The sequence below is a fragment of the Agarivorans sp. JK6 genome, assembly GCF_045277145.1.
Lineage (GTDB): Bacteria > Pseudomonadota > Gammaproteobacteria > Enterobacterales > Celerinatantimonadaceae > Agarivorans > Agarivorans albus.
Window position 1 is genome coordinate 3355337 of sequence record NZ_CP113525.1, and the last position, 25425, is coordinate 3380761.

A 25425-nucleotide genomic window follows, 5' to 3' on the forward strand; every position below is an offset into this window, starting at 1 on the left:
GCCTTGGCCGCGTTTTTTTATCGTTAATAATACAGTCTAACTGTTGCCAGATATCGAGATATCTAGATTGTTTAAAATGCCATTCTGAATAGAGTAGATACAACCATGTACCGATAAGTCTTGGCCTTTACTCCAAGCATTTTGCACGATAGAAGTTTGCGATACGTTTTTAACCTGCTCCACCACATTTAACTCACATAAACGGTCGGCACGCTGCTTCTTGTCTTCAATAGCATCCAGCTCCGCTTCATGGTAACGGTAAACATCTTTAAGATGACGTAGCCAGTTATCAATCAAACCAAACTGTTCGTTTTCCATCGACGCTAACACGCCGCCACAACCATAATGGCCAGTCACAATAATATGTTTTACTTTGAGAACATCTACTGCGTATTGAATAACCGACAAGCAGTTTAAATCAGTATGCACCACCACATTAGCAATATTGCGGTGAACAAATACTTCACCTGGGGGTAATCCAGCAATCTGGTTGGCAGGTACTCGGCTGTCACTGCAACCAATCCACAAGAATTCAGGGTTTTGCTGTTCAGACAAATCACAGAAGAAGGTTGGATTCTGTTCTTTTATATTTTTAGCCCAGCTACGATTATTACTTATCAGCTGATTTAAATCACTCATACGACCTCTAGTTAACAACACTTCCCTACTACTAGAGGCATATATTGCCCGATGTGATAGATAACTACCACTATTTAGCGCAGCATTTACTCACCAAATGGCAGTTCATCTTGTACCGAGTTTTGCAGCTGTTGTTCCGCTAACTTCTTGCGCTGCATACGAATAAAACGCATCCTGCGCTGCTTGGTTAGCCGTAATATGTTCTGCTGCTGAGCAGGCTCTAAGGTTTGCCAAGCAAAACGTTCATCGCGATTTCGGAAACAGCCCATACACAAACCGCGGCTATTTGTTTGACAAATGCCACGACAAGGATTGGGAATGTCGAAAATCTCTAACTGTTCCATTTGCTGCAATGCTTACCTTTTGAGCAATACGAATAATTTTTATTCATACCTCTACAATGGCATAGCCAAGCAACTTAGGTCAAAGAATTCGCCAAATCGCGATCCAAAAACACGCTAAAATTCAGCCATAAAAAAAGGGCCAAAAGGCCCTTTTTTCTAAACAATAATGACTATGCGCTAGTGTCTACCGAGGCAGCTTTAGAAATCATAACCATTGCTGGACGCAATAAGCGGCCATTTAATTCGTAGCCTTTCTGCAGAACTGCAACTACAGTGTTTGGCGCTACACCTTCAACTTCTTGCATGCCCATGGCTTGGTGCTTCTCAGGATCAAAGGTTTCATCCTGCGGTGAAACAACTTCGATACCAAATTTCTTCACAGCATCAATCAAGGTTTTAAGGGTTAACTCAACACCTTCAATCATCGAAGTTAAGGCTTCGTCTTCACGGTTAGCGTGTTGCAAAGCCATTTCCATGTTGTCGATAACCGGTAGCAGTTCATTAGCAAACTTTTCTAAAGCAAACTTACGTGCTTTCTCTACTTCTTGAGCAGAGCGGCGGCGAATGTTGTCTACTTCTGCTTTCGCGCGAATAACACCGTCTTTTTGGTCAGCCACGGTTTGTTCCGCAGTTGCCAAACGCTCAAGTAGTTCAGCTACGCTAATTTCTTCACCAGCAGACTCTGCAGCTTCTTCTTCCACTTCACTTTCAAGCTCAGCGTCTATCGCTTCAACCTGTTGCTCTACTTCGTTTTCCGCTACCACTTCTTCGGCTTGTGGTTTGTTTTGCTCACTGCTCATGCAGGGTCTCCGTAATTCTTCACAAATAACTTAAATCTGTTGCATATTATGGGGATCAAACCGCCGCTTTCAAGTGATAGTCACGATAAAACTGGCTGAGTAGTAAAACCACACGTTATAATCACTAGCAACACAATGTTAAATCAACAAGTTATGACTCAAACCTTCAACACTATTGGTTTAATTGGCAAACCCCACCACGAGGGAGCCAATAATACCTTAACAGCGCTCTACCATTGGTTGATTGAACAATCATACAGCGTATTGGTAGAAGAGCAGACCGGCCAGCAACTCAGCATTGATGGGCTTAATCTGGTTAGCATTAACCAAGTAGGGGAACAAGCTGATTTAGCGATTGTGGTTGGTGGTGATGGCAATATGTTGGGAGCAGCACGAGTATTGTCGCGCTACGACATAGCAGTGCTTGGTGTTAACCGCGGCAACCTTGGGTTTTTAACCGATCTAGACCCTTTTAACTTTGAACACCCTTTAAAGGAAGTGTTGCAAGGTGAGTTTATTACCGAGAAACGCTGCTTATTAGAAGCCAAAGTGCTGCGTCATAACGCAGTAAAAAGCCGCAATAGTGCTGTGAACGAAGTGGTACTTCACCTCGACAAAGTGGCCACAATGCTAGAGTTTGAAGTATATATTGATGACCATTTCATGCTTAGCCAGCGCGCCGACGGCCTAATTATTACCACGCCAACAGGTTCTACCGCTTACTCTTTATCTGCCGGCGGGCCGATCCTTACTCCTAATTTGGATGCCATCGCACTGGTACCGATGTTTCCACACACCCTTAGTTCACGGCCAATAGTTGTAGACAGCGATAGTGAAATTAAGCTCAAGCTGTCTCACGACAATAGCGACCATATGAACATTAGCTGTGATAGTCATGTATCACTGCCAGTGATGCCTGGGGACGAGGTTATTATTCGTAAGCAAAATCACCCATTGCGCCTAGTTCATCCTAAAAGCTATGATTACTTTAAGATATTACGGACCAAGCTTGGCTGGGGAAGCCGACTGTTTTAAGCAAACATGTAATAAGGAAGTTTTATTTTGCCAGCTACACCAAGCCCTCGCGTAAACCAACGCCAAGAAGTTGTAGAAATAATGCGACAACTGCGCTTTGGCGACGTTTTAGATGTGCAGTTTGTAAAAGTAGGTAATGTACGGATTAAATGTAAGCTTATTGGTTTAGATGACGCTAACTTTCTTATCTTTGCTGTGCCTAAATATGCTCAACAAGGCCATGGTGATGTATTAGTGGAAGGCATGGCTTGCGTGATCCGTTCAATCATTGAAGGAGAAGCCGGTCAATGTATTGCATTTCGCAGCATCATTACCGACATTATCAAATCCCCTAAGCACTTATTGTTTGTTAAATACCCATCTGAAGTAGAGCGTTTTAGCCTACGCAAACAGCAACGCGCGAGTACACGCATTCCAGCAACCGTTACTCACCGCTCCTCTGTAAGTGACCAGCAAATTGAAAACGATTTAAGCTTTGACGGCATTATTCTCGATTTATCAGCCGGTGGTTGCCGCTTCAAGATGGCGTGGCCAGAAAGCAATGGCAAACTGTTACTTGATAGTGTGTTTGTGTACATTCGAATTCCTGGCAAACCAGAGAATGACACAGTAATCGAAGGCAATATTAAAAGCCAAAGCCGAGATGGTCATAACCATATTGCAGTGGGTATAAAGTTTGAAGGTGCTACCGACCTAGATGAGCTATTTGCTCACCTAGCCTTAGACGTATAAAAAGGTTACTAGGCGCAGTAACTATCTAACAGGTCCCACAAACGGTCGACTTCTTGATGAGTGTTGTAATGCATACAACCTACGCGTAGCACCCCGCCTTTATCCATTAATCCCAATTGATCCATCATGCCTTGCGCATAAAAATGCCCATGCCACGTAGCAATATTATGCTCACCCAACATAGCGGCAATTTGCTGCGGTTGAATACTCGGCCAGCGCAACGAGAACGTTGCAGTGCGCATATGGCTACGCTGCAAGCTACTCTCACCATAAAGCGTGGCTTGCGGATGGGCAGCCAAGCGCTCCAAAAAATGCTCGCTTAAAGCTTGTTCATGCGCGGCAAACTGCTCAAAGCTGGCGGTTAATGCTGCTCGCTTATTTTGCTGTGGATTCCAATCAGCCAAGTAGTCAACTGCTGCACTCATGCCTGCAATAGCCGCAAAGCTTTGGGTGCCGGTTTCAAAGCGACCTGGGCCGATATTGGTTGCTGGCTCAACTTTATAAGGTTTGAGCAGCTCCAGCCAAGGGTCGGCCACATAAGCAATACCCAGGTGAGGGCCAAAAAACTTATAAGCCGAACAGAGCAAGAAGTCGCAGCCCAGTTGTTGTACATCCACTAAACGGTGCGGCACATAATGCACCGCATCCACATAAACCATTGCACCTACGCTTTTCGCTTTTTGGATAACTCTTTGTAAATCAACAATGCTACCGCTGGTATTAGAGGCATAAGTAAGCGCAACAAGGCGGGTATTAGTATTTATCAGTGACTCTAGGTGCGCATAATCCAAATTACAGTTAGCCGGGTTAATTCTCACTTGATGAACCTTAGCCCCTTTGTCGGCAGCTGCCTGTTGCCAGCTCGATACATTGGAATAATGATCAAGTGCGGTCACCAGTATTTCATCATTAGCTTGCCAATCTCGGCTTATGGCCCTACTTAACTTAAAGGTTAAGGATGTCATATTGGCATCAAACACAATGTTATTAGCGCTAGCGGCATTCAATAAGGTTTTAGCCTGCTGCCTCCCTTTTTCTACAACCTGTTCAGTATGCTTGCTACTAGCAAAAGCGCCGCCTAGATTGGAATTACCTTTTATAAAATAATCGTTCATGGCTTGCAGCACCGAAGCGGGCAGTTGCGCCCCACCTGGCCCATCCAGATAAATTAAGGGCTCTTCGTCGCCCCTAGCATTTAAGGCAGGAAACAGCTTGCGTGCAGCCTCAACAGAAAAACTCATGCTTCATCCTTTGCTGTTAATACAAATACATCCATAAAGCCCGGTTCACTTGGGCGGTGAGCACGAATGGGCCTTGCATAGTGCCAAAGTTTACTGTCATCAAGTAAGGCCACCTCACCGCTGTCTAGTGCCAAGGTCATAATCGGTGCTTGATGTTTATCTTTAAACACCATGAAGTCTCCACCATCAATATTATGGCGACGAATGCCCACTACGGCGATATGGCTAAATCCATCTTGATGCACTCCTTCAGGGGCAACTGGTGTATCGGAAGCCTGTGCGGCAATTCTAATTTGATGAATTTCAATCTCTTGCTGCTCACTTAAGCTATTTGCTTCCAAGAAAAGGGCACACATTTCATACATGCCTTTGGAAGCAATAATGCTCTGCTCAATATCCTCAAACTGACGAATAACATCGCCTTGAAAGTGATTCACCTGTTCACTTTGCACAAAGCTCCGTCCTGGCAGAGCTTGCACTTTTCCATCATTAATACGAACAACAGAATAACGACGTAAACGGTATTGCCCATCGGCATGCTTAGTATGAGGAAGATTATCAAATGAAGAGGATAAATCGTGCACTGCGGCACCGCTTAAATGGTTTAGCTGTAGTAAACAATCTGCGTGAGTGTTCATGGTCCAATCTCTGGTTAACAAAGTGATAACATCAAGACTAATAATAAACAGCTGCCAACGCCACACCAAGCAGTATTAAGAATCACAAATAACTATAAATTCAACATTTAAAACCAATAAATCTTTCCAATGCTTAGCCAAAACACCAAACCGTAACAACTAATCAGCGAATTAAAGAAAAACTCTCCAGTTTTTCCTTAAATCGCTGATTTAATGTAGATTTAAAACGATATTTTATGCTTTAAGAAGCCGATAATTGCTTGTCTTCAATATCTGGATTATCGAAGTACTTGATTAGCAATAAGCTACTCGCTGCCACTAATCCAAATCCAATAACTACTGGATAACAGGTTTGGTTAAAGCTAAGGCCGATAAGGCTACCAATGGGAATCGCCACCAGTGTTGAAATACTCGCGACAAACGCCGAGCCCATTCCTGCAATTGCTCCTAAAGGCTCCATGGCTAAAGAATTTAAATTACCAAACAAAATACCAATGCAGAAAAATGCTGGGATCAAGTAAGCCATTAACCACCAAAGAGGAGGCACTCCGCTGCTAGCTATTAGTAATAAACAAAATACGCTCGTAAGGGCAAGTAAGCCCCACAGCGCAGCCTTAATCATTAAGCGCATGCCTAACTTAAGTACAAAGCGCCCATTAACCAACGATGCAACACCTACGGCAATTGCTGCTAAAGCAAAAAGCAGCGCAAAGTTGTCTGCTTGATTGTAGAGTTGAATAAACAACAATGGCGCGCTATTTAAATACCCCATAAAAGCGCCAAAAATAAAACCAGATACAATGGTGTAAACCAGCGCACTGCGCTTTTGCAGTAAATACTTAAGTCCTTCTACAAAACTTTGTAATGTTAGAGGGCGACGTTTATCCAAGGTTAAGGTTTCTTCTTGTCCCCGCCAAAACCCAAGACCAGTAGCAATAGCCATTAGCAATAACATGCCGAAGATCCAACGCCAGTGGGCCAGACCTAAAATAACTTGGCCCACCGCGGGGGCCAAAATCGGCACGACAATAAATACCGAAAACACCACAGACATAATACGCGCCATTTCAGCGCCTTTTAACTTGTCACGCACTAAGGCCATGGTAATAATTCTTGGCGCAGCTGCGCCCATACCTTGCAGTACTCGCCCGGCGATAAGCCAAGCAAACGAGCTAGACAATACACAGATAATGCTACCCACAATAAACAATAGGTAACCAACATAGATAGGAGGTTTTCGGCCAACCGCATCTGACCATGGCCCATAAACAAGTTGGCCAATCGAAAGGCCTATAAACAGTGATGTTATGGTCCATTGGGCATGCGCCGGATTAGCCAGTTCGAAATCTTCGGCAATAGCTACCAGGGCCGGTAGCATCGCATCAACCGACAAAGCCACCAACGACATCATACCTGCAAGTAAAATAATAAAGGCTTTAGAGTGGGTACTGCTGTGTTTCACCAACTACTCCCTAGTACAACAGTGAGCTGTTGGTTATATCACGCTCAAATCGCAATAGCGATAAACAATAACAGCGCAGCTAATTTTTAACTTTTATCGTCAACTTAAGTGCAAAAGCCACAACAAAACGTTGTTATTTTTTAAACACTAAGAACTTAATCCTGTTTACTTTTGCCATCAAATAACATCGATACCAAAGCAATAAAAGCAGAGCCAAGCATCAATAATAATGACACAGCATTGAGCACTGGAGTTGACCCTTCTCGCAAGCGGTCATACATGGCAATAGTCAGCGGCGCGTCGGAACCTACCAGCATTAAGGTGGTATTAAAGTTTTCGAAAGACATTAAAAAGCTAACCACCGCAGCTCCAATTAATGCAGGGCTAAGAAACGGCAATACCACGGTAACAAAAGCTACCCAAGAATTAGCCCCTAGGTTTAGCGCCGCCTCTTCCAAGCTAAAGTCGAACTTACGTAAGCGCGCTAACACCACCAAGGTAGCAATAGTGGTAATAAACGCTACTTGTCCAATCACCACCAACACAAACCCCGGCCTTAACCACTCTAACTCCCAAGCAAAGCTGTTCTCAATGCTGTTCGCCAAGCTGCTACTGGCGACTAAAATCGCCACTCCTAAGATCACTCCTGGTATAACTAAAGGCAACAATAAGCCGATGTATAACCAGTTCTTCCCTGGGAAATCAAAACGAACGAACAGCCACGCATTGGCGGTGGCAAGCAGTAAGGAAAACAAGGTAACAAAACACGCTATCGAAGCACTCACCGCAATGCTAGATAACAAACCATCATCATAAAGAATGCCCAGCTTAGGTTCAGTTTGACCAATAAACCAATCAAAGGTGAAGCCTTGCCAAGGTAGTGCTGCAAACAAACTATCATTAAAAGCAAAAACCGCCACAATGCTTAATGGCAGTGCCAAAAAGACCAAGAACCCCACCATATAGAACTGATAAAGGGATTTAGCAGGGCCACGTAATTGATGCAACATAAGGCTCCCCTAGCGTCCCAAAGTACGACTGAATGATTGGCCACTTAGCTTTAAACCCAGCGCCACAACTAAAGACGAAACCAGCAATAAAATCACCCCAAAGGCAGCGCCTAATTCCCAATTAAAACGCGTAATAAACTGAGTAAAAATCTGTTCGGTAAACCAAAGGCTATCTTTTCCACCCAATAAACGCGGTGTTAAATAATTTCCTAGGCAAAGCATAAACACCATGATGCAACCCGATACAATGCCAGGCATTGCATAAGGAACAATAATAGAAGTGGTAACGTTCCAACCATTGCCACCCAAATCGTAGCCCGCTTCTATTAAGCTTTGATCTAAACCTTCTAAAGTACTTACTAATGGCACCACCATGAACAACATTGAGGTATACACCAACCCCACTAACATGCTCACATCGTTGTACAAAAATTCAATCGGTTGCTCGGTTAACCCCAGAGCCATTAAACCTTGGCTAATCACACCAGACTCACGTAGCAATATCATCCAACCGTAAGTGCGCACTAACTCACTTACCCAGAAAGGCAGTAAGCAACTTAACAACAGCAAACGTTTAACTTTACCTTGAGCCACTTTTGCAATGAAAAATGCCACTGGAAAGCTCACTAACAAGGTTATAAAGGTGGCTAACAACGACATCCACACTGTACGCAATAAGGTTCGCCAATAGAGCGGTTCGCCCAAAAACTGTTGGTATTGGTACCAACCTACGCTGTCCCCAGCCACATAATCCCGTTTGATGAAAGACAGCTCTAGCATCTGCAAATGTGGCAATACAATAAGCAGAACAAACCACAGCACAAAAGGAAGCAGTAATAAGTAAAACCCAAGCCCTTTAGCTTTCACCCTTCACCTCTTGGCTAATACAAATTGCTTGCTTAGCATCCCAAAATATTCGTAACTTACTGCCCGGAACTATGTGCTGCAAAGAAAAACTAGCACCTGGAGCCACTCGATAACTGTCTTGATGGTGAGTATCTTTAACTACCAAGGTGGAACTGGCGCCATCAAACAAACATTCTTCAACTTCTACATCAAACTGGTTATCGGCTTGAACTTCCCTTCCCGCTTCACAAATTCCAATGGCTTCTGGCCGCACAAATACATCCACCACCGACTTTTCTACTTGATCAATAGTAGTCGCTACAATCAGGTGGCGACCTCGAGCGGTTTTAAGTAAAGCAACACCTTGTCGTTGTTCACACACCACTGCTGAATGCGCATTGGTTTGGCCAACGAATTTGGCCACAAAGGCCGTATTCGGTTGATAATACAGCTGCTGCGGACTGGCTACCTGTTCAAAGCGGCCATTGTTCATTACCGCCACCTTGTCTGACATAACCAAGGCTTCAGATTGATCGTGAGTTATGTAGATAAAGGTTGTGCCAAATTCTCGCTGCAAGTGTTTTAGCTCAACTTTCATTTTTTCACGCAGTTTTAAATCTAGTGCACCTAATGGCTCGTCAAGCAACAGTAATCGAGGCTCCAGTACTAAACTACGCGCAATCGCAATGCGTTGTTTTTGCCCGCCCGATAACTGAGTAATTTGCTTGTTTTGACTGCCATCTAAGCCCACTCGCTCTAACACATCTTTAATCTTATGCTGTCGCTCGTTGGCTTTAATACCACGGCGCTTTAAGCCGTAAGCAATGTTCTCCGACACATTCATGTTCGGAAAAAGAGCCAAGTGCTGAAACACCATATTCACTGGACGCTTATTTGGCGCTAGCTCGTTAACCCGCTTTTGATGGATCTGAATCTCACCTTCACTGGGTGATTCAAAGCCTGCCAACATTCTTAATAAGGTGGTTTTACCGCAGCCAGAAGGGCCTAAAATAGAGAAAAACGAGCCAGCCTCAACCGAGAAATTAAGCTTATCTACTGCTGTAAATTCTGAGAAATGCTTCGAGAGGTGTTTACATTCAAGATCATATTTAGCGTTTTCCGCCATAGTACTTCCAAATAAAGCAGAGGGGCGCGAGCGCCCCAATAAAACTAGTTGGCCGCTTGTACGCGATCCAGTACTTTGCCTTCCATTGCTTCTAAACCAGCAGGAACAGCGGGGTACCACTTAATGTTGTCGATGTCGTCGCTACTAAAGCTGGCGTTAAACTGCGACTTCGCCAGTTCGTTTACGTAAGCGTCTGAACCTTTAGAAGCGGTGAAGTTACCTGCAGCTTCGGTAATTTTAGCTGCTACTTCAGGGCGCATAACAAAGTTAATCCACTTGTACGCAGCATCTACTGCTTTAGACTTTTTAGGAATGGCAAAAGTATCGATCCAACCCAAAGCTCCAGATTTAGGCGCTACAAACTGGATATTCTGTTGATCGCGATTTAGCTTCCAACCGCCAGCATCCCAAGCCATAGCGGCAACTACTTCATTAGAGCGCATCAAGTTCATTAACTCGTCGCCGCCAGACCAATAAGTCTTAACCAAAGGCTTACATTCCACCAGAGTCTTTTCAACTTTGTTCAATATTTCTTGGTACTTAACGGGATCAGCGTAAGCAGCAAATGGATCTTCACCCAATGCAAACGCAAAACCGATTAAGGTTGGGCGCTTTAAGCGATAAGAAATTTTACCCTGGTACTGCTGCTGACATAGGTCGGTGTAATCGGCCACATCTTTTGCCATTTCACCATTTACCACCAAGCCGCTGGTTCCCCACACATGAGGAACACCAAACACTTGCTCACCTACAGCAGTATTCTTTTTGGTAGCATCTAACATTGAAGTAATAATTTGGGCCTGCTCAATACGGGCTAAATCAATAGGCTGATAAATGCCAAACTGCTGTTGAACACCGGTGATTCGGTCTTGGCTAGGTTGGGCTAAATCAAACCCCGAGCCGCCGGTAGCGCGAAGTTTAGAGATCATGTCTTCGTTGTTTGATTTAGTCACTTTTACTTCAATGCCGGTTTCTTTCTCAAACATTTCGATAACTTCTTGTGGTGCATAGCCGCCCCAAGTAAGCAAACGTAAAGTTTCAGCATTGGCCTGCGCACTTACCATTGCGCCCATGCTAAGTGCCAAGGCACTTAATGATAAACGTTTATTCAACATAATCTCTTCCATGTAGTTCTACGGTTAAATGGTTTACCGACAAAAGCGGCTTATTTACAACAAGTATTTGATAAACATGCACCAATTTAATGACACTAATGTGACAAGCAAAAGCGTAGTCGCTAAATTTTTAAACAGCAAAGAACTTGAAAGAAAAAATTAACCACAGCAAATTAAGGTAAATTAAATAGCGCCCTGGAGGTAACAAACAGTTTTTGTGAAAAGCCTTTTCCAGCTCGCAATCTCACTTAAAAACAGTAGCTATATTGATGTTAAACCGATCCAATACACCTTTCACAAACAAAACTCTGTGTTTTACTTATTTAGCTGCAAAACAAAGCACAAATACCCACGGTAATCGCCAAACCATTGGCTATAAAACGAGGCAAACAATGAACTCGAGAATAAAGACAGCGCTATTGTTAATGGTGTTTATTGTTGCCGGCTGCCAGTCTGCGAACCAACTTACTAGCAGTGATAACAATGCCAGCATCACCGCTCCTGAGCTTAGAGATAATTTCATTCGTGGAATGGATATCTCGATGCTGCCTGAGATTGAAGCGCTGGGTGGAAAGTACTACCAAAACAGTATCGAGCAAGATCTAGTGAGCATCCTAAAAAACCATGGCGTAAATTCTATTCGGGCAAGATTATGGGTTGACCCTAGCTCTAGTAACGGTGAACCATTTGGGGGTGGCAACAATGACCTTGTGCGCTCCATAGAACTTGGCATACGTGCTCATCAGAACGATATGTCATTCCTGCTAGATATCCACTACAGCGATTTTTGGGCAGATCCTAAAAAACAAAGTAAACCCCAAGGCTGGGAAACCCTTACCTTTGACAATCTAAAACAGAAAGTATACGACTATACCACCGAGATAATGCAAGCCCACCAAGCCGCAGGTGTTATGCCAGACATGGTGCAAATTGGTAACGAATTAAATGGAGGAATGCTTTGGCCTGATGGAAAAAGCTGGGGACAAGATGGCAAAGAATTTGAGCGCTTATCACAACTACTTAAAGCGGGAATTCAAGCTGTACATGACAACAACAGTGGCAAAGAAATTCAAATCATATTGCACCTAGCAGAAGCAGGTAACAACCAAACCTTTCGGTGGTGGTTTGATGAAATAAGTGCGCAAGGTGTCGACTTCGAGATTATAGGCATGTCTTACTACCCATGGTGGCATGGCCCAATAGAACAAGTAAAAGCCAACATGGAAGATCTAATTGCTCGTTATAACAAGCCAGTGTTACTTGTTGAAACAGCCTTCCCTTTCACACATGAAAATGGCGACTCACTAGCCAACAGTTACTCAAGTGCAGATCCAATAGAAGGCTATCAAATAAGCGTAAGTGGGCAAGCACAATTTCTCGTAGACATAATGTCGTTAGTTAACGAGCTTCCAAATAATATGGGCTTAGGTATCTACTACTGGGAGCCCGCGTGGCTACCTATTCAAGGGGCCACTTGGTCGACAAACGCAGGCATGGAATACAGCGGCGATCAATGGGGCCTAGGGAACTCATGGGAAAACCAAGCCCTGTTTGATTTTGAGGGTAATGCCTTACCCTCATTAGAGGTTTTTAAACAGCAAGAGTAAGTGTTCAAATCTGTTCAAAGAAAAATGATACGCAGTATCTCTTCAAGGTAATACCGAACAACATTTAAGCTTTGAAGCTTGCATGTTTAAAAATAGAACTATATATTTATACAGTTACTGTATAAATAGTCAGGTAAGGATATGCTCACTCAATTAAGCGTACAAAATTTTGCGATTGTTCGGTTTCTTGAACTCGACCTACACCAAGGTATGACCACCATCACTGGTGAAACTGGTGCTGGTAAATCTATTGCCATTGATGCGTTAGGCCTATGTTTAGGCAATCGCGCCGAAGCCTCAGTAGTTAGGCAAGGCGCAGATAAAGCCGAAATTAGTGTTCAATTTGATTTAAGCAATAACCAAGGTGCCCAACTTTGGCTACAACAAAATGAACTGCTAAGTGACGATGAGTGTATTCTGCGCCGAGTGATCACCAAAGAAGGACGCTCGAAAGCCTATATTAATGGAACCGCGGTACCCGCTGCGCAGTTAAAAAGCTTGGGCCAATACCTTGTCAGTATTCATGGCCAGCACGCCCATCAACTATTATTAAAACCAAGTCAGCAGTTAAGCATTGTTGACCAATATGCAGCTCACCCTCAACTTATCCAAGATGTAAAACAAGCCTACCAAGCTTGGAAAAGCTTATGTAACGAGAAAGAGCTAGCAGAACAACAGCAAAATGAATTGGCTGCACAACGTCAGTTACTTGAATACCAAGTCAAAGAGTTAGATGAGTTCGCCCTGCAGCCCGGTGAATACCAAACGATTGAGCAGCAGCATCAATGTTTGTCTCATAGCACCGAGCTACAACAATCAAGCTATCAACTTACTCAGCTACTTGGCCACGATGAGCAAGTAAACGTATTAGATATGCTAGGCCAAGCCTGCAAAACAACCAGCCAACTGCTCGAATTAGACCCTAAACTAGATGCAATCAATAACCTATTGCACGAAGCTCAAATCCAAGTAGAAGAAGCCACTCAGCAGTTAAGTAGTTACAGTGAGCAATTGGATTACGACCCAGAGTTATTTGCAGAATTAGAAGAGCGTTTAAGCCAAGCCTTAGAGCTTGCAAGGAAACACCAAACAAACCCAGAACAACTGCCAGAGCTGCATCAACAGTTACAACATCAACTAGAACAACTAAGCCAACAAACAGAACGCTTTGAACACCTTGCCGAAGATATTGATAAGGCATGGCAACTATATTTAGCTAAAGCTAACAAGCTGTCTAAAAGTCGTGAGCGCGCCGCTAATAGCTTAAGCAAACAAATCACCAAAGAAATTCACAAACTAAGCATGGCAAAAGCCCAGTGTGAGTTTTCTTTACAAAGTGATGAGCAATTTACCAACGCCAACGGTATTGACCGAGTTGAACTACTGGTGCGCACTAACCCAGGCCAACCGATGCAGGCCATCGAAAAAGTCGCATCCGGCGGCGAGCTCTCACGCATAGGCTTAGCAATTCAGGTAATTTGTTCTGCCAGTATCTTAACCCCAACGCTAATTTTTGATGAAGTGGATGTGGGTATTAGCGGCCCAACTGCTGCAGTGGTTGGCGGCATGTTGCGCCAGCTGGGTAAACAATGCCAAGTATTGTGTGTCACTCACTTACCGCAAGTTGCAGGCCACGGCCATCAACAAATGCTGGTAAGCAAACAGCAAAAGAAAAACGAAACGATAACAAACATGCAAGCCTTGGATACAGAACAACGCCTTGGAGAACTAGCCCGCTTGCTTGCAGGTGATGAAATTACCGCTTCGGCGCTAGCAAACGCGCAAGAATTATTGATTAAGGATTGAATTCTTAGCATTCCAAGCTTCTTTTTATGGCAAGGCTTAGTTATGATGCTTGCCTTAACAAGGAGCTTCGATTCACATGCGTTTTACTGCCAAAATTTTTGTTCTACTAGCCAGCATTGGCCTAAGTGGCTGTTCTGCCTTCGACTGGATGGTATATAAAATTGATATTCCACAAGGCAACTACATTGACGATGCCAAAGTAGAACAGCTCCGCATTAACATGACTAAGGAGCAAGTACGTTTTGTACTAGGTACTCCAATGTTAATTGACGCCTTCGATAAAGAACGTTGGTATTACTTATACAGCTATCAAAGTGGCAACGGTGATTTTGAGAAGCGCGATTTAGTGATTCAATTTGTGAATGACCACTTAGCCTTCATCGAAGGTGACTACCAAGTCAGCGAAGACTTTATGCAACCGCTCGACGCCGGTTAAAAACAAAGCATCAATAAAAAAGCCAGATTAATCATCTGGCTTTTTTGCTTCTAGCTATCAGCTTTTTTCGTTTTTGGCCTGCCGCCAGTTACCTTACTGGCTCGCCCTTCTGCTTTAGCCCGCTCGGCACGAATTTTTCGCAACTCTTTAGGATCTGCTATCAGTGGGCGATATATTTCAACCCTATCACCATCTCTTAACTCCTGAGCGAGTTTTGCTGCTCGGCTAAATATGCCAACCGAGGCCTTCTCAGGCTCAATTTCAGGAAAATGCTGCATAATGCCAGATTGATGAATGGCCTCCAAAATACTGCATCCCTGCTCAACCTTTAGCGCCAACAACACTTGATGCTCTGGCAAGCCGTAAACCACTTCTACATTTATTAGATCCGACACCGTTAATATACCTGCTTGGCCCGCTCAACAAAGGCTTGCACCATATTGCCAGCTAATTCATTAAATACACGGCCAAACGCCGCCGCTATTAGTTTGTTGCTAAACTCAAAATCTAAATCCAACATCACTTTACAAGCTTGCTCGTCCAAGGCCACAAAGTTCCATACCCCAGTTAAAGATTTAAACGGACCATCCACCAATTTCATTTGAATGGACTGATCTTCAGTAAGGGTGTTTTTAGTCACAAACTTATTTTTTATGCCCGCTTTAGCAACCCCAACTTCGGCTACCATACTAGAAGTACTTTCTTCTAATATTTCACTATTCACACACCCAGGTAAAAACTCGGGGTAGGCGTTTATATCATTAACTAATTGGTACATTTGCTTAGCGCTAAACATCACTAAGGCACTACGGTTTACTTGCGGCATGAACCCACTCTTTCATCAAATCTGCACACATTTTATCATTAGCTGAGCTAATCCGCACATTATCAGTTTTAAAGCCCCGCCGCATCGGTATAATAGCCGCCATGAGCAAGAAAAAATCAAAATCAAAAGCTGGTTCCAACACCATTGCGCTAAACAAAAAAGCGCGTCATGAATACCGTATCGAAGACAAATTTGAAGCGGGTATGGAACTACAAGGCTGGGAAGTAAAATCCATGCGAACCGGAAAGGTAAATATCGCCGAGAGCTACGTATACGTGCGCGACGGTGAAGCCTTTGTTTCTGGTTTAAACATTCAACCACTAATTTCAGCCTCAACCCATGTTGTGGCAGATCCAACACGCATTCGCAAACTGCTTCTTAATCGCCGAGAGCTAGATAAACTTATTGGTGCGGTTGAGCGCCAAGGCTATACCATTGTTGCAACGGCTTTATACTGGAAAGGCTCCTGGGCCAAACTAGAAGTGGGCTTAGCCAAAGGTAAGAAAGACCAAGACAAGCGTGAAGATGAAAAAGATCGCGAATGGCAACGTACTAAAGACCGCGTAATGAAGCACAGCTTCAGATAGTTTTACCCTATTGGGTAAATAAGCAGCGTTTAAACAGCACTGTATATCCGCACGCCGTTGGCTTGTGTTACAATGCTTGAGAAATTCCGGGGCTGAATTGGATTCGACAGGATCAGGAAGGCTTGTGGAGCATGTCGTGGGGCGGTTTGCCACGTAAAAAGCCGCAAAAAAATAGTCGCAAACGACGAAAACTACGCACTAGCAGCTTAATAACCTGCTAGAGCACTTCTACCCTAGCTTCCGCTTGTAAGACGGGGAATCATAGAAGTTCAAACCCAAACAAGATAGCGAGGGATGCTTTGACTAGAGAGCTGAACCGCGAAATAGAATTCTGGTATGTTAGTAAGTGGCGTGTTTGTTCGCAGCTTGCTAACGAGAATAAAGACAAACTAAGCATGTAGCGCCATTGGTTAGAATGGTTTTGGACGCGGGTTCGAAACCCGCCAGCTCCACCAATTCTACAAACGAAGACACCTAAGGGTGTCTTTTTTTGTGCCTAAAAAGCACCAAATTATATATAACTATATATGTTTCAACACCTTATAAATCCACCACATTGTCCTAATTGATTCTTTTTGATTCCGTGACATCTCATTATTTTAGTGTTATTTATAGCGTACCGATCAAAAAACAACCAGCACTTGGACCACTAAATGGCAAGAGTAGTAAAACCTTTAACACACACTGAAGTAAAAAATGCCCAAGCGGTAAACTTAAAGGCAATACTCCAGGTACTTTTGCGCAACACTTACTTCAGATTTGCGGATGAGATTCTTTTATTTTCGCGAGTTAATCAATCAGCTGGTCGCGATAAAGATGCCACTATTCGTCTTTTTCACGCCCCTAATCTAGACTATATTTATGCAGTAAAGCTGCAAAGTTACGCTGCGAAATCGCTCAGTAAATCTGGCTACTTTATAAGAAGGATGGTGCCCAGCTTTCAAACAAAGCAGGTAAACCTTCACCAAGCGAGCGGAACTATTTACCGATTTTTATGTATACCAAGAAGACAACAACAAGAGATTCAATCTTAGCCAGTCTGAAAGCGATCGAAGCTAAACAGGATGAGTACCCTTGCTTAAATGTCGAGGAAATGCTGAACAAATTGGGAATCAATGACACAGCTAACCGACTGGATATTCTTCAAGGTTTGGTGGATAAGCATCAACTCCTCGCTTTTAACTTTAGCCAACCTTCTAATCCACGATTTCCCTTGTTTCAGTTCAACGCCCACGGACAAATTCATGAATGTGTACCAACGCTGTTGGCCTACTTCGAGCCATTGTCAGATTGGGCTACTTTTAACTGGTTCACTTCGTTTAACAACGACTTAGATGCTGCACCAGCTGACGTGCTCGGCTCCCCTGAACATCGAGGGAGCTTGATGGATGTCGCCGGCTTGTACGTGAATAGCAATACGTTTAACTCCTTGAAGCAATAACCAATACCAATAGCTCTGGATTTGCTGTGTGATTATCAGCCTCACGCGGAAGCCTGCAAAAACTGTCACCTCCCAAAGCAATAGCTTCGCTCATTCGAGATAGCCCTGGTCTCTAGAAGTAAAAATTAAACAGTCCTCGACGATAACGGGAGGAGTATTGCTGGTTGAGCATTGATAATTGCTTGGCAGTGCAGGCTCCCACGGATTTTGGAGTGCAGCGATAGCGGTGCCGCGCGAATGCAGTTGGTTCACGCTGAGCCATTTTGCATAAATGCAAAATCAACAGCTCATACACGTCTTCATAAATCCCACTGAAGCCTACTGGTCTATGTACTCTAGTAAACACCGCATCATGCTAGAACTTCCCTTTCCCTGCGGTTGCAACAGAGGCTTATCCCCACGGGCATCTTTGATAGCGTAATACGCCTGATGCGCAGCACTCAACCAAGCAAATACAAATAGATCGGCATCTTTGGCCAAAGCTTTTAGCGGCTCGGTTGAGGCCTTGTCACTATTGATCCGAACATCAGCTTGCGGGTAAAGCTTCTGTACTTCAGATTTTACTCGCTTAGCTACAGACTCGGTCAAAGTATAGAGGCCAATCTTTTTGCCATTCAGTGAGGCAACAGGTTGTAGCTTACCATCGGGCTGCTGTTCACCTTCTGACACAGATTCTGGCTCGCAATAATCGAGACCAACTTCCTTGGCAAATAGCACAAGATACCCCCACTGAACTGCCTTATAGCGACTGGCATTGGCGCAGAATGCTCCGTAAACACTGGCGAACAATTCTTCGCGTTTTTGCTGTTGTGGGCATGGATTCAGTACCAGCAGCTCCAGCGTATCCAACCAAATGTCACCGCTATCAGCTCCCGATCCGCTACTGACTTGCAACTCAGTAAGGTAGTCAATCAAGTCACTGTAGCCGTCAGCCGTTACCGTGCCATGCAAATAACCACGTGCTAGGTCGATAGCAAAGATCATGTCTTCTGATGAGCTTTGCTCGTCCAAGGACAACAACTCTATGAGCGCCAACCAAACGGGTTGCCAACGGGTTGCCGACTCATGTCGGTATAACCAGGCAGCCAGATAGGGCAAGCATTCTCGTACGACCAGGGCAGCCTGCTCATGGGCGCTATCACCACATTGCATGACCAACTCGGTAAACGACTCACTATCTAGCGCAGTGTCAGGCCAATCCAGCGCTCCTTCCTCGGCAACGTCTTTTGCACCATGCCAGGTTGGTTGCACCAGCAACTGCTGCAACCACTCATGCCATGTCTCTACATCAGCAGCTCGATCAGGCAACTTAGCGCTGATTTCCTCGAAGTACTTTCCGTAGGCAGGCTTGGCTAAGAGTTGCCCGCGCTCGGCCTCGCCAAGACGCCCAATTAGCTCATTTGCTTGTTGCGCGGACTTGGTCGATGAAATTCCCCACGCGCACTTCAGTGCCAAAGCAGCCAGTTGTATCGCAGGCGTGTCCGACCATTGTGACTCAGTCAAAGCCTCCAGCACGGCCGTAGGGTCGTCATCGGCTTCCAGGCGCAATCGCTCAAAGTCTGTAAACGAAGCTGCCGTCACCTGATGTTCAGCGTCCACAGGCCGCTCTAATGCAGTATCTTTTGGTGTTGGAAGTGGAGGGAACTCGGCAAGCAATTGAACGATCCACTGCCGATCAGTTTCCGTGTGACAAACAGCGTGTTGTGCCAACTGCTCAGCACGGCGGCGGACAACGTCTGGTTTTGCGTCGCCTTCTGACAACAACCAAAGCAAGCTGCTCTTGACAGAATTGGCCGAAGTGACCCGGGGATTAGCAGAAAACAATCCCTGGAGCCGTTTTGCCACAGAGGATTGGAAGAACTCTCGCTGGCCGCCTAAGTCATCATGCACCTCGAAATTCGATAACTCGGAGCCGTAGACGGCTTCCATTAAAGCTTCAGTTAAGGCACGTGGCCGCGGCAGATCCAACACGATGCGCAGATCCGGGTGCTCCATGATCTGCTGCCACTCTCCGGCAATGGCGTGGCAGCGCAGCTCCAGGAACAACTCATTCTGATCACCAATGCCACCAGCACGGCGCAACTCAGCTAGGTATTTCATCGCCTGTTGGCTGTCATGACGATACAGCGCCTGGTTGATATCACGCAAGATGCGCCCACGATGTCGGACCAGGTGTTGCTTCAACGCCGGTCGTTGAGCCAATTGCTGGCGTAGCCTTTCCAGCGCGCTGAATATCGCGTCTATATGTGGTCTACTGCTGGCAGAAAAACGAAACACCTTACACGTGCGAATGTCGCCAAAAGTATCAATAATGGCGCGCTCAATAGGATCTTTCGCATTAAGCTCACACGGCTGTTTGTCAAAGTCGGTATAAGATGCGCCGACATGTGCCGCCAGTAACTCACCAAGTTCAACCCGTGCCGTTTCAGAATCGGTTAGCGCATACCAACAAATACCGCCTTGATAGACTCTCGGCAGGATCACCGGGAAACGCTCGTTGATCACGTCTTCCAGCCACGGCTCAAGCCGCGCCAAGGTACTGGGGTTGAGCGTACGGTTGACGATCTCCGACCAGGTTATCCGGTTACCAGTAGCAAAAAAGCGCTCAAGAAACTCATGCTGTTGCGGCAGTTTCATTCCGTACCTCCAGTGTTCACGTCAACTGGGCCGTAATGCTTGCGGAACGTCAGTCTCGCTTCGGCAATGGATTGCTTATCGGTACTCAGGTTTATCTGCTCATCATTGATTTCAACGCCGCCGATGGTCAGGTTCATCGAACCATGAAGATAGTAGTGCTCACCTAAGATCCCCTTGGTGTGCAATTTATCTTTCTGCAGCACGCTGAGTCGCTCGGAAACCCCATAGCCTTCGGCGCGCTCTGTTATGTGACGCAAGAAACGCGCATTGTGCGCATCGCGATTTGTCACCAACTTCAAACGACCACCGTTGGCCAACATGCGGGTCAACAGTTCGGTGATTTGCACCTTACGCTGCCCCCAGGCAGGCTCGAGGTAATCAAAGTTGCCCGTGCGGTTATCCAATAGCTCGAGATCTGTCACCCAGGGTGATACCAGCCACAACGTGTGACTAGGTCTAATCACCTCGGCTGTCAGCAAACCGCACAACACATCCTGGATCTCGGCCTGGCGTGAAGTACGGGATTTGAAGATACGACGAGTGGTCATTGCACAGCCTCCGCGATTTCCACCTGGGCGCAGACTACGTGCTGCTCACGGCGAATCGATGCCACCCGCGGATAGAAGAATAATCCATACATGTCCACAGGCTTGACCAGCAATTGGGCCAACGCCTGGTTAATGTCCAACTCCGGTTTTGCCACCAGTTCACATTTGCCATGCTTGTCCAGCAGCGCATGGCATTGTGCCATCCAGTCACCATCGGACAGATCGACTTGCTCACAGGCAGCACCAATAGACGCTCTCACAAGCAATCGTTCGGTGAGCCCGGCAAAGGCGAAAGGATTGTAGTAACTCAGCCAGGCATCGCGAATCACATAGCCCCGGGGCCAAAGTAATCCGTTGCACACATTGAAGCGCCAACTTTGCACGTCCTGTTGCCCTGCAGCAGCCTGCGGTAACAACTGATCCAGTTCATCGTTTAACGAACAGGCAAACGCATAAACACGCTGAGGCAGTTCAATTCCCAAACGCTTCTCTTCATCCCGCCACCCCTGTTGCAATTGCAGCAGCAAAAAATCGCTATGTTGGCTACTGCCCGGCCGCAACAAGCGGGAGTTCACTGCCGACATGAAATTGTGGCTGGTCATGAACCCGTTTTGCTGCAGTACGCCAAGTAGGCCACGCTGCGCCTGCAGTTGGCTTTGATGGTCGTTTGCCGTCCGCATAGCTTCTACTCGCGTCGCCACATCGGCGTCTTGCTGCAGAGTATGCAGCAACTGATAAACATGGCTGTCCATCGTCTCGTAATCACCAGCGCGCAGGTTAAAGTCTAACAACTCAAAAAATCGCCGCGGATCTTCCCGGTACACCTGCTGAATGCGCTCGATTATCCCGCCGCCGCCCACGGTAGTTTCCGACAGCCATATCTCCAGTTCATCCTCAGCCAGAACCTGGCGCCGGGCAGGGCCCGGATCCAGATCCAATACCACATCTTGTTCGTCGGCATCCTGGCACAGTTGCATTGCCGTTTGCTGCAACGCTGCACCCAAGGAGGTCTGAAAGACCTTTCTCAGCCAATCCAGCCAACTGGCATCCGGCTGCTGCCAAAGCAACTCTGCCCAACGGGCGAGTTTGGCAACGACGCCACCTCGGCCCAGCAGGTCGCGTAGATTTTGCTGCAGATCCTGCTCGCCTTCATCGCCTGAAGTCCCCGGCAGCGTCTGGAAGATCTTAGCCGGGATATCTTTCAGCGCAACCTGCGCCTTGCCATTACGTAACGCCTCCAGGGATTGCTCCAGCGAACACTGACTCAGTAGGGCCTCACAACACATACCAGCCAGCAATGACTCAGCCAACCACCCTGCTAGGAACACGTTTTCGGTGAGAGTTTTATCGGTGCGAACTTCATCGATAAATCGCGCCGTTCGCACACCGGAAAGCAGCGCTTTATCCTGCATCAATGTATCAAGGTGGAACTCCGGCATACGACAACGAAACGCCACAGCATCAACCCACAGAGAAAATGCCAAGCTCGCCGGTTGGCCCTCATGTTGAAATTCGAAATTAACCGCCGCACTCTCTTGGCCGCCTTTGAACTTGAGTTCTGCCCGGGATCCGGCGGCTAGGCGCACTACCTCCACTGGGCGATGCTGTTGATGGGTAAAGAACTCGACACCAGTGAACACCCGGCGCCAAATGTTGCGCTCAGGTAGTTCCGCATTTTTGCGCTCTGCAGGTGGCCGAATCTCCGTATGCCACTGCAAAAACGCCTGCGAAGTATCCTGCAGGTCCCATTCGTCAGGAGGCGTGGAAGTATTCACTTCGTAGGGGCGGAAGCAAGGAATAGTCTGAACCTCAGCGCCGGTGTCTATTTGGCAACTGCCCATCGCTTCAAGTCGCTCTGGTGGGCAGTAGTCGGTAATAGGGAACACTCGATCTCCGGCTACCAGCTCAAAGTCCTGGGGTACCACCCAGTGCCGCTGACGAATACTCTCGGTAGCAAACCGCTTGCTGATGCGTCCCGGAGCAAAATCACGCATGCCCTGCAAGATCGGCATTTGCGGCGCCGGAGCGCCGTCTTCCGAGTCAAATTCTGGTAACCGCACCGTTAACTCTGGCAAACACAGTTCGCTAAACAGTGCCGCGGGCACGAACTCTGGCATCGGCGCGTTACGACGGCAGTTGTCGCTTTGCTTAACCCCGGCTTTTTCCCAACTGGTGGCTAGACGCCTGAGCACCGTTGGCAGAAACGCGGTCAAAATTGCCCGCGGCGGTTGCCACAAAAGAGACTGGATCAGTCGATTATGTTCGGGGTTGGCAGATTGTAGACCAAGCGCACCGGTTAAATACTTAGTCAGGCTCGCAACCCGGGCAGGGTCATTCAGTAATTGCTGAATCTCCCGTTTGAGGGATTCCTGGCGCCCGGACAGCGCGGCATCATCACTTTGCGGGCACGAGAGATCCTCCCATATCCCGCCCCATCCGCCAGCGTTAGCGACACTTGGCAGCTGAGATAGCCAGTCCATGGTGGCAAATGCCGCCTGTATCCGCAGCACATAACTGTTATGTACTGGCAGCCGGCGTGCTTTCAGTTCAGGATCAAACAGATCTTCATAGCACTGGAACGCCATGCGGTCACGGCCATAATCAGACAGCACCACAACCGTCCACGGACGCATGCGGCGCTGACGGCCCGCCCGGCCCTTGCGTTGCAAGAACTGTGCGTTGTCGCGCGGCGCCTTATGCTGGATCACCGCCCCTACGGTTGGGTCGTTAAAGCCCACCTCCAGCGAGGCTGTAGCTACGATCACGTCAGCTTGTTGATCTACCCCGGCATCTTGCGATGAAGTGCGTTTGATATTGGCTCGATCGTTATTATCCAGGTCATGACCAATAGCCAATGGCAGATCCCAGCTTTGGCCATAAGCAAATCGCTCGCTATCGCCGTAAACCGGCTGGCGCAGCAAAGCCAACGGCTTCTTCTTGGCGTTGATGTTACCGTTGGAATAGCGCCCTTCCGCATCCAGCAACTGGTAGTACAGGCGGTTGATCACATCAATATCGTCAGTAAACACAAAGCTACGGGTACCGTACAAGCCTTCACTCGCCGGGCTCTGCACGTTGTCCATCACCCGCTTGGCCAGCATGGAAGCCTGAATAGTGGTAGACAACAGACTGGAGCGCGAGGCAGGATCGCCGCGCAGTGCCAGCATGTACTCTGCTCCTTCCTGCTCCATTTCGTCTTCCAGCGGGCTCACTTCCGCCACTAGGTACTCTTTGACCCCCACCAATGTGGCCAAGAATCTCGGCGCCTGCTCCAAGGTGGCCGAAAGGCCGACAAAGTGGGGACTCGCGTCAGCCAAGTGCCGCCAGCGCCGCAGCAACATGCCGGCTTGGGCTCCACCCACACCGCTGTAAGTGTGCACTTCATCCAGCAGCATCAAAGCAGGCGGAATAACGTGCTTGCCAATGCCAAACAGTTGGCGACTGTGCGGGTTACCCATCTGTCGGTTCAGCATCTCGGTGGTGGTGAACAGCAGATCCGGGGCATGTTTCTCCATGCGACGGCGGGTCAAAATCACCTCATCGGACTCGATGCGCTGGTTGCAGCTATCACAGCACAAGCGCTCAATGCCTTTACTGTGATCATCGTTGAGCCAGACCATGCTGCCTTTGCACTTCTCATCCGGGCACGGAATGTACTGACAGACAAAGCCCGTCTTGCGGCGTTGCCAGGCCTTTTTCATGTAGGACTGGAAAATCGAGTTCTTCGAAGTTGGTGCCATGCCGAAGTACGCGCCGATGCGCAGTTTGGGCTTGCCATGCTCCGCCAAGACAACATCCAGTTTGCGCGCCTGACGCCAGGTCTCGATAAACTGATCCTTAAGCAGTTCGTTACGTGGATAAATGGCAAGCGCCTGCACATGACCACCGCGATTGGCAATCAGGTGGCCTGCTATGTGCGTCAAGGCAGGCAGATAGAACGCCAGGGTTTTACCGCTACCGGTACCCGCACAGACAATCGAGCCTGATGCGCCCTTACGTCGCACCCCACGCAGCACCGTATCGCAAGCCCGCTGCTGGAAAGTCGCCAGGTCATAATACCCATGCTCATGCTTGAGCAACTCACCAAGCAGCCGACGCTCGACCGTTGACAAACCAGGCGCTTCGCTCAGCGTATCAAGCACCTGCACTGTAGTCAGGTCGCGACGCGGATAATTACGCTTGCGGCGTAAGAATCGATAGTCAGAAACCAGGGTTGGTGCCTGTTTCCAGGCGTCACCGCGGGCGTGCTTGGGAAACTGCTGGCGCAATGCCCTAAACAAGCGTACCGACTCGGCCATACGGCTGCGGTAACAAATCTCTTGATCTGCATTTGTCCAACTTACCAGCAAGCCCTGCTCCTGCATGGTGTCAATAACATCATACGGATCATGTGGTTGGTCAGCACCGCCATTAGCAGCCAGTTGAAGCTGCTCGATGGCCTCAACCACTTCATCTTCTGAAAAATACCCCTGGCTGTTTCCCCAAGTCAGCAACGAAGCTTCCCGGGATTCGAGTTGATCCAAGAGTTGTAAAATTAGTTGCTTCATGC

The 25425-nt window shown here is 46.9% G+C and carries 23 protein-coding genes and 1 other RNA gene; 9 read left to right on the plus strand and 15 right to left on the minus strand.

The features are described from left to right. Positions 1 to 36 precede the first annotated feature (36 nt). The 3 genes from can to grpE form a co-directional block, all read right to left on the minus strand. Entirely contained in the window at positions 37 to 639 is a 603-nt protein-coding gene (gene can, locus OV592_RS15565) for a carbonate dehydratase (RefSeq protein ID WP_016402401.1), read from the minus strand. Positions 640 to 725: 86 nt separating this feature from the next. After that, positions 726 to 983 (minus strand): DUF1289 domain-containing protein, encoded by a 258-nt coding sequence (locus OV592_RS15570; protein WP_406609196.1) that lies wholly within the window; start codon positions 981 to 983, stop codon positions 726 to 728. 170 nt (positions 984 to 1153) lie between these two features. Then, a complete protein-coding gene (grpE, locus tag OV592_RS15575; protein WP_338621906.1) occupies positions 1154 to 1783 on the minus strand; it encodes a nucleotide exchange factor GrpE in 630 nt (209 codons plus the stop codon). Positions 1784 to 1936: 153 nt separating this feature from the next. On the opposite strand from grpE, the gene nadK reads away from it, so the two are divergent. Together nadK and OV592_RS15585 are read left to right on the plus strand one after the other, a co-directional pair. Then, complete coding sequence (gene nadK / locus OV592_RS15580; RefSeq protein WP_406611437.1) at positions 1937 to 2818, plus strand: NAD(+) kinase; 882 nt, start codon at positions 1937 to 1939, stop codon at positions 2816 to 2818. A 27-nt stretch (positions 2819 to 2845) separates the two neighbouring features. Further along, the gene (locus OV592_RS15585; RefSeq protein WP_016402405.1) at positions 2846 to 3550 is read left to right on the plus strand and encodes a flagellar brake protein; all 705 of its coding nucleotides are present in this window, start codon (positions 2846 to 2848) and stop codon (positions 3548 to 3550) included. Positions 3551 to 3558: 8 nt separating this feature from the next. On the opposite strand, the gene OV592_RS15590 is transcribed toward OV592_RS15585, so the two are convergent. From OV592_RS15590 to OV592_RS15620, 7 genes are all read right to left on the minus strand, one after another. Continuing rightward, positions 3559 to 4791 (minus strand): cysteine desulfurase-like protein, encoded by a 1233-nt coding sequence (locus OV592_RS15590; RefSeq protein ID WP_406609197.1) that lies wholly within the window; start codon positions 4789 to 4791, stop codon positions 3559 to 3561. After that, positions 4788 to 5429 (minus strand): 2OG-Fe dioxygenase family protein, encoded by a 642-nt coding sequence (locus OV592_RS15595; protein ID WP_406609198.1) that lies wholly within the window; start codon positions 5427 to 5429, stop codon positions 4788 to 4790. Before OV592_RS15595 ends, OV592_RS15590 begins: the two co-directional genes overlap by 4 nt. Before the next feature lie 241 nt (positions 5430 to 5670). Further along, positions 5671 to 6891 (minus strand): multidrug effflux MFS transporter, encoded by a 1221-nt coding sequence (locus OV592_RS15600; RefSeq protein ID WP_406609199.1) that lies wholly within the window; start codon positions 6889 to 6891, stop codon positions 5671 to 5673. A 155-nt stretch (positions 6892 to 7046) separates the two neighbouring features. After that, a complete protein-coding gene (locus OV592_RS15605) occupies positions 7047 to 7901 on the minus strand; it encodes an ABC transporter permease (protein ID WP_406609200.1) in 855 nt (284 codons plus the stop codon). 9 nt (positions 7902 to 7910) lie between these two features. Next, entirely contained in the window at positions 7911 to 8768 is an 858-nt protein-coding gene (locus OV592_RS15610) for an ABC transporter permease (RefSeq protein ID WP_220720655.1), read from the minus strand. Then, a complete protein-coding gene (locus OV592_RS15615; protein WP_406609201.1) occupies positions 8758 to 9873 on the minus strand; it encodes an ABC transporter ATP-binding protein in 1116 nt (371 codons plus the stop codon). Before OV592_RS15615 ends, OV592_RS15610 begins: the two co-directional genes overlap by 11 nt. A 44-nt stretch (positions 9874 to 9917) precedes the next feature. Beyond that, on the minus strand, positions 9918 to 10988 hold the full coding sequence (locus OV592_RS15620; protein ID WP_016402412.1) for an extracellular solute-binding protein: 1071 nt from the start codon (positions 10986 to 10988) through the stop codon (positions 9918 to 9920). Positions 10989 to 11380: 392 nt separating this feature from the next. On the opposite strand from OV592_RS15620, the gene OV592_RS15625 reads away from it, so the two are divergent. The 3 genes from OV592_RS15625 to OV592_RS15635 all read left to right on the plus strand — a co-directional run bounded on the left by OV592_RS15625 (position 11381) and on the right by OV592_RS15635 (position 14837). Next, positions 11381 to 12595, plus strand: coding sequence for an arabinogalactan endo-beta-1,4-galactanase (locus OV592_RS15625; RefSeq protein ID WP_406609202.1), 1215 nt, complete (start codon positions 11381 to 11383; stop codon positions 12593 to 12595). A 141-nt stretch (positions 12596 to 12736) separates the two neighbouring features. Further along, positions 12737 to 14401: a DNA repair protein RecN gene (gene recN / locus OV592_RS15630; RefSeq protein ID WP_406609203.1), complete on the plus strand. Its 1665-nt coding sequence runs from the start codon at positions 12737 to 12739 to the stop codon at positions 14399 to 14401. Positions 14402 to 14477: 76 nt separating this feature from the next. Continuing rightward, the gene (locus tag OV592_RS15635) at positions 14478 to 14837 is read left to right on the plus strand and encodes an outer membrane protein assembly factor BamE (RefSeq protein ID WP_016402440.1); all 360 of its coding nucleotides are present in this window, start codon (positions 14478 to 14480) and stop codon (positions 14835 to 14837) included. 50 nt (positions 14838 to 14887) lie between these two features. On the opposite strand, the gene OV592_RS15640 is transcribed toward OV592_RS15635, so the two are convergent. Both OV592_RS15640 and OV592_RS15645 read right to left on the minus strand, forming a co-directional pair. Beyond that, positions 14888 to 15232, minus strand: a complete 345-nt coding sequence (locus tag OV592_RS15640) for an RnfH family protein (RefSeq protein WP_406609204.1) — start codon at positions 15230 to 15232, stop codon at positions 14888 to 14890. A 2-nt stretch (positions 15233 to 15234) separates the two neighbouring features. After that, positions 15235 to 15663 (minus strand): SRPBCC family protein, encoded by a 429-nt coding sequence (locus OV592_RS15645; RefSeq protein WP_016401010.1) that lies wholly within the window; start codon positions 15661 to 15663, stop codon positions 15235 to 15237. Between the two features lie 101 nt (positions 15664 to 15764). Here OV592_RS15645 and smpB point away from each other — a divergent pair, with 101 nt between their 5' ends. From smpB to OV592_RS15665, 4 genes are all read left to right on the plus strand, one after another. Continuing rightward, the gene (gene smpB / locus OV592_RS15650; RefSeq protein WP_016401009.1) at positions 15765 to 16250 is read left to right on the plus strand and encodes an SsrA-binding protein SmpB; all 486 of its coding nucleotides are present in this window, start codon (positions 15765 to 15767) and stop codon (positions 16248 to 16250) included. 88 nt (positions 16251 to 16338) lie between these two features. Further along, positions 16339 to 16705: a transfer-messenger RNA gene (gene ssrA / locus OV592_RS15655) on the plus strand. A 198-nt stretch (positions 16706 to 16903) separates the two neighbouring features. Then, entirely contained in the window at positions 16904 to 17284 is a 381-nt protein-coding gene (locus tag OV592_RS15660; RefSeq protein WP_406609205.1) for a hypothetical protein, read from the plus strand. 59 nt (positions 17285 to 17343) lie between these two features. Further along, entirely contained in the window at positions 17344 to 17691 is a 348-nt protein-coding gene (locus tag OV592_RS15665; RefSeq protein WP_406609206.1) for a hypothetical protein, read from the plus strand. Positions 17692 to 18009: 318 nt separating this feature from the next. Here OV592_RS15665 and dpdD read toward each other — a convergent pair whose 3' ends face one another. The 3 genes from dpdD to dpdJ are packed head-to-tail and all read right to left on the minus strand — an operon-like array spanning position 18010 to position 25423. Continuing rightward, positions 18010 to 20328: a protein DpdD gene (dpdD, locus tag OV592_RS15670; protein ID WP_406609207.1), complete on the minus strand. Its 2319-nt coding sequence runs from the start codon at positions 20326 to 20328 to the stop codon at positions 18010 to 18012. Continuing rightward, positions 20325 to 20876, minus strand: a complete 552-nt coding sequence (gene dpdK, locus OV592_RS15675; RefSeq protein WP_406609208.1) for a phospholipase D-like domain-containing protein DpdK — start codon at positions 20874 to 20876, stop codon at positions 20325 to 20327. Before dpdK ends, dpdD begins: the two co-directional genes overlap by 4 nt. Then, positions 20873 to 25423 carry a protein DpdJ gene (dpdJ, locus tag OV592_RS15680; RefSeq protein ID WP_406609209.1) on the minus strand — a complete coding sequence of 1517 codons (4551 nt, stop codon included), beginning with the start codon at positions 25421 to 25423 and terminating at the stop codon, positions 20873 to 20875. The genes dpdK and dpdJ overlap by 4 nt, the downstream gene beginning before the upstream one ends. Between the last annotated feature and the right edge of the window lie 2 nt (positions 25424 to 25425).